Here is a 12,397-nt window from a genome sequence, read left to right as displayed (position 1 = left end):
CCCAATGACCCAAGAGCAAAATGTATCTGAAAACGTTGCACCTGAAACAGTTTCGTAATTACCGAGACTGCATCGTGGATTTTGATGCCCCCAAGACGATTTTGGTGGGTAATAACGCTCAAGGGAAGTCAAATCTGCTAGAGGCGGTAGAGTTGCTCTCGACACTTAAGAGTCATCGCTCTGTGCGCGATCGCGACCTTGTTTTAGAAGAAGCGGCAGTGGGTCAAATTCGCGCTAACCTGGAACGTGCCTATGGTTCAATCGATCTCGATTTAACTCTCCGCACTCAGGGACGACGCACCGTTGCCCTCAATCGGGAAGCCTTACGCCGACAGCTTGACTTTTTAGGTATCCTCAATGCGGTACAGTTCTCCAGTCTGGATTTGGAACTGGTGCGAGGGGCACCGGAACGGCGTCGCAACTGGCTCGATTCCCTCCTGATTCAGTTGGAACCCATCTATGCCTACATCTTGCAACAATATAACCAGGTACTACGACAGCGTAACGCCCTCCTGAAAAAATACCGAGTTGGGGCAGCAGAAGGAAAACTGGAGGAATCATCCAGAGAGTTGTATTCAGAACTAGCGCTGTGGGATGTACAACTGGCAACCACCGGTTCACGCGTTACGCGGCGTCGAGCGAGAGTTCTAGAACGGTTGGCACCCCTGGCGGCGGCGTGGCACGCGAGTATTAGTGGGGCAACTGAGGTGTTGGACGTGACTTATGCGCCCAATATCCGCGCTGAAAAAGATGACCCAGAAGAAGTACAAAAGGCATTTTTAGACAAAATCCAACAGCGTCGAATTCCTGAACAAAGTCAAGGGACGACTCTAGTTGGCCCTCACCGAGATGAAGTCGAGTTGACCATCAATCAGACTCCGGCTAGGTCTTATGGCTCTCAGGGTCAACAACGCACATTGGTGTTGGCGCTGAAGCTGGCAGAACTCAAACTAATTGAGGAAGTTGTAGGAGAACCTCCCTTATTGTTGCTCGATGACGTGCTGGCAGAATTGGATTTAAACCGTCAAAATCAGCTTTTGGACGCCATTCAAGACCGCTTTCAAACCCTGATTACGACAACCCACTTAGGAGCATTTGATTCCCAGTGGTTGAATTCTTCTCAAATTCTTTCGGTTCATGCGGGACAAATTAGTAGTTTTTAGCTATTCATTATTCGTCCTTTGATATCAGTAGTAATCAGGATTTTATTTATCAAATTTCAAATAATTGAGTCATTATTTATTTAATTTTTGTAAGTATTCTCTCATTTATGATTTTAATTTTTTCCAAAGAAATAACAATATAAAGATACCTTAAAGAAATTCAGACATTTGGCTTTTTTCAAGATTACATCTTGACCCTAACGGGTAGGCATCAATAGACTAAAAAGAACTGATCGATGAAATTTGCTCTAGGTATTCTTAGGGCAACTAGCCGAAGAGCGATGTGTTGATTTCATTCAACCAACGCACTGGAAAGCTTTCGTCTACAGCCGTGAGAGCTTTAGATAGAAATGGATCAGTCCATCATTCCACGTTATTTTTTCCTAAATACGCTATGACAACTGAAATTGTAAAAAGCGAAGAACGGGTTGAAGTTCAAGCAGAAGCACCCATCGTAGAAGTCAAGGTTGAAGATAACTTGATGTTGAGTAAAATGCCCTCTGCAAAACCCGCTAAAGAGGAGCAATGGCTACAGTTTGGAGAAAAAACATCTGATTTTATTACTGATGTGCAAAATTCTGTTGGAGATTTTTTTAAACAATACCAGCCACTTCTAGCAAGTCTTGGCTGGATTTTGTTGGCATTAATTAGCGCTAAACTCACGCTGGCTTTACTGGGTGCTATCAATGATATCCCATTGGTATCGGTGCTTTTAGAACTCATTGGTCTAGGTTACGGAATTTGGTTTATCTACCGCTATTTATTAACCGCTGCAACCCGTCAAGAACTTTTGGGAGAAATTCAGAACTTCAAAAAACAAGTTTTCGACGGAGAAGGTTAATTCTGTGTCGTAAAATACTTCGGGAATGTAAGTAAATTGGGGTGCTCTCAAATAATTTTGTTAGGTTCAACGAAAAGCCAATCATTTTTAATAGAGAATAGTAGGGGCACGGAATGTCGTGCCCCTTCTTTTTGTCGCTACAACCCTCAACGGCACACATGGCAACTGAAATCGAACGTAAATTTTTAGTCAAAGGTGATCAGTGGCGCTCACTCGCGACAGGTATTGGATATTGTCAAGGTTACCTTTCTACAAAAAAAGGCTGTACTGTGAGAGTGCGCCTCGTGGGCAATCAAGGATATCTCACGATTAAAGGGTTAACTCAGGGTTGTTCCAGAGCGGAGTATGAGTACTCTATCCCAGCCGATGATGCTCAAGAAATGCTGGATAATTTATGCGAAGCGCCCGTGATTGACAAAACTCGATACAAAATTGAGTACGCTGGCTTGATTTGGGAAGTAGACGAGTTTGCTGGTGAAAATCAAGGATTAATTATCGCGGAAGTTGAACTCATCGATGAAAATCAATCCATTGAACTCCCCGAATGGATTGGCAAAGAAGTGTCTGATGATCCCAGATACTTCAATGCCAATTTAGTTCAATATCCCTATCGTCAATGGTCAGAAAACAGTTGAAACTCCAGGCCAATAATTCTGAGCAAAGGATTCCCTTAAAGCCTCGTTTCCACGGCCTGCTGCTCCCGTTCTAGGCTGGACTCACTAAATACCGATAAGTATAGAGAGCCGGCTGCTAATCCGCCTAAAATGGGTGCCAGCCAGAAAAGCCAAACTTGAGAAAGGGCTAGGGTGTGACCTCCAAAAATTGCTACAATCAACGCCGGACCGAGGCTCCTCGCCGGATTGACGGAAACATTAGTCACCGGAATCCCAATCAAGTGAATTAGCGTGAGTCCCAAACCGATCGCAACTGGAGCAAAGCCCTGAGGAGCACGGCGGTCTGTTGCACCCATGATGATCATTAAGAACATGAAGGTCAACACAAACTCAATGATGAATGCCGCCAATAGGGAATAGCCACCTGGAGAAAGTTCTCCAAAACCATTAACGGCCAATCCATCAGGCCCTAGACCGTATTTAGGCTGACCCATGGCAATGATAAACAGGGCGGCTGCCGCTAAAATAGCTCCACCCACTTGAGAACCGATATAAGGCAACAAATCGCTACTAGGAAACCGCTTGCCCATCCAAAGGCCAAAGGAAACGGCTGGATTCAGGTGACAGCCTGAAATGTGACCGATCGCATACGCCATCGTCATAACGGTCAACCCGAATGCCAGAGAAACACCAACTAACCCGATACCCAGTGGAAATGCTGTATTTGCACCTATTTTTGCCGCATCTGCTGTGAAGGCGGCTGCTAGTACAGCACTTCCACAACCACCAAAAACCAGCCAAAAGGTGCCGATAAACTCAGCAATGCACCGCTTTACAATGGACATTTTTAACCTCTCTTTAGTTATTCGCTGCCGATTGAATCGGGAGAACAAAGTATGCAATTAAGAAGCTTTATTTTCTAATTTCCCAACAATCATTCCCTAGTTTAGGTAGATGTTCTTCAGAGAAATAAACTGGGGATAAATGAAAGTCAATCTTGAAAGGCTTAATTTTGATGATAAGACAGTATCACTTTATTAAAAGTCTGTCAATTATGGATTACTCTAGCTGATCACTCATTCAACTCTTTTTTTTGTAACAATTTAATAAAAAAAATAAAGTCCGCTGAAACGGACTTTATACATCGGTTAAGACTTAGTTTTAGCTAAATTTGTCACATCGCCTATGCTATTTGGCTGAGAACTCACTTTCTTTTATTGTTGCCTTGCACACATATCTTTGCACTAGTCGGTTAGCACCACTCACGCGACTGTCAGCTAGGCACTCGACGACCCCACTCAATATAAGGCAACTGAGCCGCAGTAGTTTTAATCTGCTCAACTTGGGCGATTAATTGTCCGCAAGTATCCCAGGTTCCTGTCGTCAGCATTTGCCGTGCTCCCTCACCTAGAGTCACAGAAGCTTGGAAGTCACCACAACGAACTTGCATTGCTTCTAAATCTACTGTTATCGAAGCTTGAGGATTCTCTTTCAGGATTGCTTGTAACTGTTGGATGGTTTCTGTCGGCGCTGTCAGGCAAGGAATGCCGATCGCAACACAATTACCAAAAAAGATTTCGGCATAACTCTCTCCTACAATGGCTTGAATCCCCCATTTCGATAACGCTTGAGGAGCGTGTTCTCTGGAAGAACCGCAGCCAAAGTTACCATTAACCACTAAAATATTGGCACCTTGATACTGAGGTTGGTCAAAGGGATGTTCTCCTTTAGCTTGAGTGCGATCATCCGCAAACGCTTGTTCTCCCAAACCATCAAATGTGACACACCGTAAAAACCGAGCGGGGATAATGCGATCGGTATCGATATCATTACCCACTAAAGGAATTCCCCGTCCTGAAACTGATTGAACTTGACTCATTATTCTACCTTTGTGCTTATTTGCAACCTGTTACAAAGAATGTAGTAATTTCCTGCCAGACTCCCTTGTCTGTAGCTATTGTCTCAATTTCTGCCCTGAATTCCGCTTTCAATTGCTCGATTTGCTCATCGGATAGCCCAAAAAGCGGATGACCATTCGCATGAAGCCATTTTCCTTTCCAAAAATTTTGAGCCTCGTTAAGACTGAGGTAACGACCGAATTGCTCGGTTTTTATTTCAATGCCTTTAAACCCTATATCTTGAAGTAGGGTACGACATTTTTCTGGGCTTCCCAGTGGTTCATGGAGATTCGGTAATGACAAGTCATACTTAGCGCAAACTTTAATAATCACAGGCGTGAAAAAGGATGTTACTGACCAAGAGGAAAAGGCGACAATTCCACCCTTTTTGAGCCAACGGTACCAATTGCGTAACGCCACCGGGATATCACTCAGTAAGACAATGGCTGTGGCACAAAAAATCGCATGGAAACGCTCATCTTCAAAGTTGATTGATTCGGCATCAGCTTCAATGATTTCGATGTTTTGTAACCCGGCTGCTGTAATTTTTCGTCGTGCTTGGTCGAGCATTCCTGGAGTAAAATCGACGGCGATTACTTTACCTTCAGAACCTACTCTTTCAGAAGCTGCGATCGCAATTATACCCGTCCCCGTGGCTACATCCAAAATATGTTGTCCGGGTTGCAGTTGCGCCAATTCAACCAGGGGAATTGCTCGACGATAGGTAAAATCATTGTCATAGTCGGTTCTTGTGTTGTAGAACGCAATGATTTCTTGTTTATATTCGTTGGGATTCGTCTGCCGAGTCATGTTGAAGTCAATCTTTGTAGGCAGTAGGGTGCGTTCACTCCGTTAAAACACTCTACCATCTACTATCGGCTGTTGCGATCACAACAGAGGCATTTCCTTGTAGTTTGTCTCAAAACCCAAACAAATCTGCTTATAGACACTATCAGCTTTTCTATACTTATGCTTATCCAAAATAAAGATGGATGGCAAATCTAGCCAATAATTAATAAAAAAATAAGACAAAATTATATTGAAAGTTTTATTTTTTTAATTGATGTAATGTGCCTCTCTCTCCATCAGTTCGAGATTCTGTAAATCTGCTTTGTAGCGGTAAACACCTTTGATAATCTACTTCTTAAGTAAGAGTCAGAATCTACTTCTTAAGCAGCAGATTTCGTGAGTGGTAATAGTTAGTATGTGAAAGTAGAAATGTAAAAAACAGATATTATGGATAACAAGCAGCCTTTTAATCAATTCGGCACAAATCCTGAGTTCAAGGAAAAGAATGCTGACAATATTGAGGTCATTGAGATCAAGCAGCCTCAGGATCAGACTGACATAAACGCTGAATTTCAGCCCGATGAATCAGATGAATCATCAGAGACACGCCTCGGTGCGAGGGTAGCGGGAGCTGCCGTCGGTGGTTTACTCGGTGCTCGCTCTGGAGGAGTCGTGGGTGCTGTAGCTGGTGCAGTTGCTGGCGCGATGATTGGTAAGGGTACTGCTGATACTGTTAACCGCGCTGTAGATAATTTAGGGGATGCAGCAAATACTGTAGCAGAGGGTGTTAAAGACACTGTAGAAGAGCTAGGCACAGTAGCAAAAGAAACTGTTGAGGACGTTAGACCCTCAATTAAAGGTACAGCAGAAGCTGTCAAAGAGACAGTTCAGGAAACTAAGCCTTCGATTAAAGGTATCGCAGAATCTGTCGATCAAACCGTTAGGGAAAGCAAGCCTTCTGTAGTAAATGCAGTCCAGGGGGCATCCGAGGAAGTCAAACCGACCATTAGAGAAGTAAAAGAGTCAGTCAAGCAGACGGTTGAAGGTGTTAAGCCTTCCGTACAAAGTGCAGCCGACTCTATTAAGAGTACTGCCGATGAAATTAAGCCTTCTGCCAAAGCTGTAGCTCAGGAAATTGAAGGTGCCACCAAGGATATGCGCTCAACTGTAAAAGGTACAGCGAAGGCAGTTGAGCCATCGATAAAAAGTGCAGCCGAATCACTTAAGTCATCGGGCAAGAGTGCAGCTGAATCCATTAAGTCATCTGCCCATAATGCAGCCGAATCTGCTAAAGGTGCGGCGCAGGATATGAAATCATCTGCTAAAGATGCAGCGCAGGATGTGAAGTCATCTGCCAAAGGTGCAGCGCAGGATGTGAAGTCATCTGCCAAAGGTGCTGCCGAATCTGCCAAAGATGCAGCGCAGGATGTGAAGTCATCTGCCAAAGGTGCCGCCGAATCTGCCAAGCAGGAAAATAAGGATAATAAGAATCCGGATATCCACGTTCACGGCAGTCCAGAAATCAAAGAAAGAGTTGTCATTAAAGATGAGAGAATCATTAAAGACACCAACAAGGCAAAGTAAGAACTTGACTCAAGCGGCTTTAAGTTGAGAGTTTAAAAGAGAGTGGACTTGATAAAAAAGTCCACTCCTTGCTGTCCTATTTCTACAGCTACTGTCAATTAATCAACACGTCTATAGAGAAGACGATTCAATGTTTCTCGTCCCCTACCATTGAATACTTGGACGCGAATGACTCCCGGATCTGTGGGTTGCCATGCAACTTGATATCGGAAATCACCGTTTCTCCAGGTATAAATCCGACGTTGGTTATTACCTGAAACTCTCGCCCCTCTGAGAGCTAAGCTATCACCCGTCCTTAAGTTTTCCCCGTAGTAGCTAAAGGTGTTGTTATCGTAGCCGATGTTGACTAACCATTCGCCATTCCTATAGACACCTAAAGGTGCATTGGCTTGGGCAACGGCGTGAGTACTCAAGGCAATATCCGCGATTGTAGGTGTAGAGAGTCCAAGGATTGTAGCGAGTAGCATAGCTTGAAACTTCATGAGTTTCCCTCCGTTGCAGTAATTTAAAACGTTTGTCCTATGGACTTCTACAATCTCAATTGAATCGATTTCGTACTTTCTACAACAACTCTCTTACATCAGCAACTTCACCCTTAACAGCAGCAGCAACTACCATCGCCGGACTCATGAGCAATGTGCGTCCCGTTGACGAACCCTGACGGCCTTTGAAATTGCGGTTAGACGACGACGCGCTAATCTGATTCCCTTGGAGTTTGTCAGGATTCATCGCCAGACACATGGAACATCCGGGTTCGCGCCACTCAAACCCAGCTTCTAAGAAGATTTTGTCCAATCCTTCTGCTTCTGCTTCCTGTTTCACCCGTTCTGAACCAGGGACGACAAACGCCTTTACTCCCTCCGCTACTCGCTTTCCCCTAGCATATTTTGCCGCTTCGCGCAAGTCACTGAGCCGTCCATTGGTACAGCTACCAATAAAGCAGACATCAACTTTTGTACCCTGAAGGGGTGCGCCTGGAGAGAGGTGCATGTAGTGGTAGGCTTCTTGTGCGATCGCACGTTCACTTTCCGGCATACTCTCCGGTGTGGGAACCACTTCATTAATGGCAATTCCCTGTCCCGGAGTAATTCCCCAAGTTACCGTGGGGGCAATTTCTGCCGCCTCAAAGGTGACGACATCATCATAAACGGCATCCTCATCGCTGCGGATGCTAGTCCACCATTCTACGGCTTTCTCCCAGTCTTCACCTTTGGGGGCAAAGTCTCTACCCTTGAGGTATTCAAATGTCACTTCATCCGGATTAACATAACCGCAACGAGCACCTCCCTCGATCGCCATATTGCAAACGGTCATCCGTTCTTCCATGCTCATTTGCTCAAAGGTAGTACCTGCAAACTCATAAGCATAGCCAACCCCCCCTTTCACACCCAGGGTACGGATGATATGGAGAATGACATCTTTGGCATAAACACCGGCAGGCAATTTGCCATTAACTTCAATTTTGCGGACTTTGAGTTTAGATAAGGCGAGGGTTTGGGAGGCGAGGACATCGCGGACTTGAGAAGTGCCGATGCCAAATGCGATCGCCCCAAATGCCCCATGGGTTGAGGTATGAGAGTCACCGCAAGCGATTGTCATGCCGGGTTGGGTTAACCCCAGTTCGGGGGCAATCACATGGACAATTCCTTGACTTCCAGACCCGATGTTATAAAAGCGAATATTGTGTTCTTTACAGCTTTTTTCCAAAGCTTGCATCATCTCTTCTGCCAGGACATCAACAAAAGGACGCGCTTGGTTATCGGTGGGGACGATATGATCGACGGTAGCAACAGTGCGATCTGGATATAGCACCTTCAGCCCCCGTTCCCGCAGCATAGCAAAAGCTTGGGGACTGGTAACTTCGTGGATTAAGTGTAAACCAATCAATAGTTGAGTCTGACCGGAAGGCAAAATGCCGACGGTATGGTAGTCCCAAACTTTATCAAATAGTGTTCTAGCGCTCATCTCGAAAAGGCAGCCAGTTGAATCTAAGGATAGTGGCAAGTCACCAGTTGCGATCGGCGATCGGTTAGATGCTTGAATCTTTTATTGTAGAACGATCGCGTCACTCATATCAGCTCCGACCATCAAATGAACATTTCTGAAAGTTGTTGCTCATTCGTTCTCCATTAGGCATCCTTGAATAAGAATATCTTTCCTTTGCCTTTGCTTTTGTGGCTAGAGTAGCCTAACTTATGCCTATTTTTGAAGCGTTTTATATTTCTAGTTTTAGATGAAATTCGAGCGCAGCCTAAGCTTGTAAAGCATCGCCTAGAGAGAGCGATTAGATTACTCAACTGATTCCAGCTTATTCTTAGGTAGAAATGGTGAGGAGGTGTAGGGCAATTACCAACTTTGCGAGTGCCGCCTGATATAAAATTAATTTGTCAAGTCCTAAATTGGGTCGATTGATGAATCGATGTAGAATATTTTTCTGTAAAAACCTTAGTAAATAACAATGGTAGCTTCCATCACTACAGAATAAGCTAAATAGTTGAGGGGAGAGCTTTCCGTGAAATGAGACACCAACAAATTACCGAACTCACACCAGAACAACAAGCCCTCATGCCTATAATTCGGGATGAGTGGATACGCATTGGTTTAGATATAACACCGATTAATCCTCAAAAAGCCGAACATGCGATCGCGCTGGCTTATAAGAGCGCTCGATTAAAGCCACCTCAAAAAATCTTGTGGTTTAAGAATCCTGTGGAGGCGCTAACTTATATCGCTTCTGAGGCAGATCTTCGCAAGGAGGCTATCCGGGCTGCCGTCTTCAATACGGCTTTTAATACGGTGAGAGCGGCTGTCGGGGATGCAATTCGGTACGTGATCGAAGATGCGATCGCAGAGGCTGTGGAAGCTGCTGTTGAGGATACTCTCTTCAATGTCGAGATGGCTGTTAAGGAAGCTGTTGGAGAGGCTGTCTTCGATCAGATTGGAAGTGCCTGGGGTTTACAGGATGTGCAATCACTGGCTAGATATGCCTACTTTGATGCAATTGGCGTTGATTGCTCGAAGCTAAAAGGGTTATGGGCTACGGCTAAGCACTGCGGTTGGTGGTGGGCGTTTAAAAATATTGCGGTTGTTACGCCTAAACCTTCAATGATTCACTTAGATGAACAGGGAAGATTGCATGGATTAGGAGTACCTGCGGTTGCCTATGAGAGATTCAATGTGTACGCCTATCATGGGGTAAGATTACCGGAAAAATATGGAGCAGTTCAGCCGCATCAGTGGCAAGCTAAGTGGTTATTAGAAGAGAACAACACTGAGCTGAGACGAATATTAATTCAGGAAATTGGTTACGTCCGAATTTGTCAGGAGTTACAAGCCCTTGAATTAGATTCTTGGCAAGAATACACCCTCTTGAAAATCGATTCTGATGTGGATGTGGAGCCAATTCATCTCTTAAAAATGACCTGTCCTAGCACGGGATACATCCATGCCTTACGTGTTCCGCCTGATGTGCAATCAGTTAGAGAAGCGATTGCATGGGTCAATTGGGGAATAAATTCAGAGGAGTTTTCTGTACAAACTTGAGATTCTTTAGAGAGGTAGCGATCGCATACCCGACCAACAAAAACGCCCACCGATATCGGCAGGCGTTCATAGTCCATTAAGCTTCGACAATACGAATGTCCTTAAAGGCAGACAATTTACCACTTGAGCAGGTTAAATTGCTCCATATCCACCGTCTCACGGTTGCGGTAAATCGAAAGCACAATCGCTAAACCGACTGCTGCTTCTGCTGCTGCCACAGTAATAACAAATACCGTAAAAACCTGACCTTTAATCTCTTGTGGATCAATAAAGTTGGAGAACCCCATTAAATTCAGGTTCACGGCATTTAGCATTAGTTCGATTGACATCAGCACTCGAACAGCATTGCGACTTGTAATTAAGCCATAAATGCCAATACAGAACAAAGCAGCCGCTAAAAGTAAGAAGTATTGAAGTTGGAGGTGCATGAATCTTCTGTGTGTTCAACTGGATTTTTAATTAAGGCTGAAGGATGAATTCCCTTAACGTTCTCTTGGAGTCGTACCAGCGGCTGACACCAATTCACGCGGGCGTTCTGGCAACGTTGAAGCCGTTGCTGTACCACTATCACGAGGGATGAGTTCCTCTGGAATATAATCCCGACGTGCCAAGATAATTGCACCCACCATTGCCATTAACAACAAAACAGATGCTAACTCAAACGGCAATAAAAAGTCGCTGAAGAAATGCATCCCAATCTTCACCACCGAACTGTCACCAATGATAGGAACACCCGTATAAACAGACCACGGTGTCGCCAGTACCATTGTGCTCAGGAGTACAAACAAACCGGTACAAACGAGTGCGGTTGTTCCTTGGCGAATCCAGCGATTAGCCATTGGCGCAAAATCCTCTCGCTTGTTCACCAGCATGATGGCAAACAAAATGAGGACGTTAACAGCCCCAACATAAATCAATAATTGTGCCGCTGCCACAAAGTCAGCATTGAGTAAAAGATATAAACCGGCAATGCTGACGAAGACACCACCCAATAAAAAAGCCGAGTAGACGATGTTGGAAAGTAAAACAACGCCCAAAGCGGTCCCAATCATCATCACTGACAATATGCCAAATGAAACAAGCTGAACTCCTTCCGCTAGATTCACCGTTACCTAATCTCCTTGACGGTTAAGTTTAGATTTGGATTTTGGATTTTGGATTTTAGGAGTAGGGTTGATGCATGGCTGTGAAGAAAGCCACACCAATGATTCATCCAAAATCTAAAGTCCTAAATCCCTAATCAGTTGACAACTATTTCTGTGTCGTTTCTTCTTTCTTGGGTTCCATCTGCTGAGCAATTTGCTCTGGACGCAAACCAGCGCGTTGAGAACCTTGAGGCAAATCGTGGGGGTCTAAAACACCCTTCGGCAGGTAAGCGAGTTCGCGTAAGGGAGTGACCATTGGGTCTTGTGTCACTTTGTACGGTAGCCTTCCCATTGCCACATTGTCATAGTTGAGTTCGTGGCGCTCATAGGTAGAGATTTCGTACTCTTCGGTTGCGGATAGACAGTTGGTTGGGCAGTATTCGATACAGTTGGCGCAGAAGATACAAACCCCGAAATCAATGCTGTAGCTCTTGAGTTTTTTCTTCTTGCTAGCTTTGTCAAAGTCGTAGTCTACAACAGGTAGGTTAATTGGACAAACCCGAACACAGACTTCGCAAGAAATACACTTATCAAACTCAAAGTGAATCCGACCGCGAAACCGCTCGGAAGGGATAAGTTTCTCGTAAGGATACTGTACTGTGACCGGACGCCGTTGCATGTGGTCGAAGGTAACCGATAGACCTTGACCAATATAGCGGGCGGCTTGAACGGTTTCTTTGGCGTAGTCGCCAACTTGTTTAAGGAACTTCAGCATAGTTGTGAGTGTCTCTCTCTTTTTAAAGTCCTTGGTCGGAAGAGAGGTGAAAGTTAACAGGTTGTACTCCATAGGAGAAGCCCAAGGATAAGTTAAAAGTTTTAA

13 protein-coding genes are annotated in these 12,397 nt (G+C 44.7%); 5 read left to right on the top strand and 8 right to left on the bottom strand.

The features are described from left to right. Positions 1–20: 20 nt before the first annotated feature. From recF to MIC7113_RS18220, 3 genes are all read left to right on the top strand, one after another. Entirely contained in the window at positions 21–1,163 is a 1,143-nt protein-coding gene (gene recF / locus MIC7113_RS18230; protein ID WP_015183645.1) for a DNA replication/repair protein RecF, read from the top strand. A 331-nt stretch (positions 1,164–1,494) separates the two neighbouring features. Beyond that, the gene (locus MIC7113_RS18225; RefSeq protein ID WP_155898030.1) at positions 1,495–2,004 is read left to right on the top strand and encodes a CAAD domain-containing protein; all 510 of its coding nucleotides are present in this window, start codon (positions 1,495–1,497) and stop codon (positions 2,002–2,004) included. A gap of 158 nt (positions 2,005–2,162) precedes the next feature. Further along, entirely contained in the window at positions 2,163–2,639 is a 477-nt protein-coding gene (locus MIC7113_RS18220) for a CYTH domain-containing protein (protein ID WP_041780115.1), read from the top strand. A 35-nt stretch (positions 2,640–2,674) separates the two neighbouring features. Here MIC7113_RS18220 and aqpZ read toward each other — a convergent pair whose 3' ends face one another. The 3 genes from aqpZ to MIC7113_RS18205 form a co-directional block, all read right to left on the bottom strand. After that, positions 2,675–3,463 carry an aquaporin Z gene (gene aqpZ, locus MIC7113_RS18215; RefSeq protein ID WP_015183642.1) on the bottom strand — a complete coding sequence of 263 codons (789 nt, stop codon included), beginning with the start codon at positions 3,461–3,463 and terminating at the stop codon, positions 2,675–2,677. Between the two features lie 428 nt (positions 3,464–3,891). Continuing rightward, positions 3,892–4,497, bottom strand: coding sequence for a 3-isopropylmalate dehydratase small subunit (gene leuD / locus MIC7113_RS18210; protein ID WP_015183641.1), 606 nt, complete (start codon positions 4,495–4,497; stop codon positions 3,892–3,894). A 16-nt stretch (positions 4,498–4,513) separates the two neighbouring features. Beyond that, on the bottom strand, positions 4,514–5,326 hold the full coding sequence (locus MIC7113_RS18205) for a class I SAM-dependent methyltransferase (protein ID WP_015183640.1): 813 nt from the start codon (positions 5,324–5,326) through the stop codon (positions 4,514–4,516). A 426-nt stretch (positions 5,327–5,752) separates the two neighbouring features. On the opposite strand from MIC7113_RS18205, the gene MIC7113_RS18200 reads away from it, so the two are divergent. Next, positions 5,753–6,889, top strand: a complete 1,137-nt coding sequence (locus tag MIC7113_RS18200; protein ID WP_015183639.1) for a hypothetical protein — start codon at positions 5,753–5,755, stop codon at positions 6,887–6,889. Between the two features lie 98 nt (positions 6,890–6,987). Here the strand turns inward: MIC7113_RS18200 and MIC7113_RS18195 are convergent, their stop codons facing one another. Together MIC7113_RS18195 and leuC are read right to left on the bottom strand one after the other, a co-directional pair. Beyond that, positions 6,988–7,371 carry a hypothetical protein gene (locus MIC7113_RS18195; protein WP_015183638.1) on the bottom strand — a complete coding sequence of 128 codons (384 nt, stop codon included), beginning with the start codon at positions 7,369–7,371 and terminating at the stop codon, positions 6,988–6,990. Between the two features lie 79 nt (positions 7,372–7,450). After that, positions 7,451–8,854 carry a 3-isopropylmalate dehydratase large subunit gene (gene leuC / locus MIC7113_RS18190; protein ID WP_015183637.1) on the bottom strand — a complete coding sequence of 468 codons (1,404 nt, stop codon included), beginning with the start codon at positions 8,852–8,854 and terminating at the stop codon, positions 7,451–7,453. Between the two features lie 552 nt (positions 8,855–9,406). Here leuC and MIC7113_RS18185 point away from each other — a divergent pair. After that, positions 9,407–10,432 carry a DUF6745 domain-containing protein gene (locus MIC7113_RS18185; protein ID WP_015183636.1) on the top strand — a complete coding sequence of 342 codons (1,026 nt, stop codon included), beginning with the start codon at positions 9,407–9,409 and terminating at the stop codon, positions 10,430–10,432. Between the two features lie 116 nt (positions 10,433–10,548). Here MIC7113_RS18185 and nuoK read toward each other — a convergent pair whose 3' ends face one another. The 3 genes from nuoK to ndhI form a co-directional block, all read right to left on the bottom strand. After that, positions 10,549–10,860 carry an NADH-quinone oxidoreductase subunit NuoK gene (nuoK, locus tag MIC7113_RS18180; protein WP_015183635.1) on the bottom strand — a complete coding sequence of 104 codons (312 nt, stop codon included), beginning with the start codon at positions 10,858–10,860 and terminating at the stop codon, positions 10,549–10,551. Between the two features lie 54 nt (positions 10,861–10,914). Further along, entirely contained in the window at positions 10,915–11,538 is a 624-nt protein-coding gene (locus MIC7113_RS18175; RefSeq protein ID WP_015183634.1) for an NADH-quinone oxidoreductase subunit J, read from the bottom strand. A 145-nt stretch (positions 11,539–11,683) separates the two neighbouring features. Further along, positions 11,684–12,289 carry an NAD(P)H-quinone oxidoreductase subunit I gene (ndhI, locus tag MIC7113_RS18170; protein ID WP_172642285.1) on the bottom strand — a complete coding sequence of 202 codons (606 nt, stop codon included), beginning with the start codon at positions 12,287–12,289 and terminating at the stop codon, positions 11,684–11,686. Between the last annotated feature and the right edge of the window lie 108 nt (positions 12,290–12,397).

Origin of the sequence: Allocoleopsis franciscana PCC 7113 (genome assembly GCF_000317515.1) — a bacterium.
GTDB classification, from domain to species: Bacteria; Cyanobacteriota; Cyanobacteriia; order Cyanobacteriales; family Coleofasciculaceae; genus Allocoleopsis; species Allocoleopsis franciscana.
Note: the sequence above shows the minus strand (reverse complement) of the source record. Positions and strands in the feature narration are given on the sequence as shown.

What these genes read in the sequence shown, in the direction of transcription:
- recF (WP_015183645.1), top strand. Translation starts at nt 21, where the DNA reads ATGTATCTGAAAACGTTGCACCTGAAACAGTTTCGTAATTACCGAGAC.
- MIC7113_RS18220 (WP_041780115.1), top strand. Translation starts at nt 2,163, where the DNA reads ATGGCAACTGAAATCGAACGTAAATTTTTAGTCAAAGGTGATCAGTGG.
- aqpZ (WP_015183642.1), bottom strand. Translation starts at nt 3,463, where the DNA reads ATGTCCATTGTAAAGCGGTGCATTGCTGAGTTTATCGGCACCTTTTGG.
- leuD (WP_015183641.1), bottom strand. Translation starts at nt 4,497, where the DNA reads ATGAGTCAAGTTCAATCAGTTTCAGGACGGGGAATTCCTTTAGTGGGT.
- MIC7113_RS18205 (WP_015183640.1), bottom strand. Translation starts at nt 5,326, where the DNA reads ATGACTCGGCAGACGAATCCCAACGAATATAAACAAGAAATCATTGCG.
- MIC7113_RS18200 (WP_015183639.1), top strand. Translation starts at nt 5,753, where the DNA reads ATGGATAACAAGCAGCCTTTTAATCAATTCGGCACAAATCCTGAGTTC.
- MIC7113_RS18195 (WP_015183638.1), bottom strand. Translation starts at nt 7,371, where the DNA reads ATGAAGTTTCAAGCTATGCTACTCGCTACAATCCTTGGACTCTCTACA.
- leuC (WP_015183637.1), bottom strand. Translation starts at nt 8,854, where the DNA reads ATGAGCGCTAGAACACTATTTGATAAAGTTTGGGACTACCATACCGTC.
- MIC7113_RS18185 (WP_015183636.1), top strand. Translation starts at nt 9,407, where the DNA reads ATGAGACACCAACAAATTACCGAACTCACACCAGAACAACAAGCCCTC.
- nuoK (WP_015183635.1), bottom strand. Translation starts at nt 10,860, where the DNA reads ATGCACCTCCAACTTCAATACTTCTTACTTTTAGCGGCTGCTTTGTTC.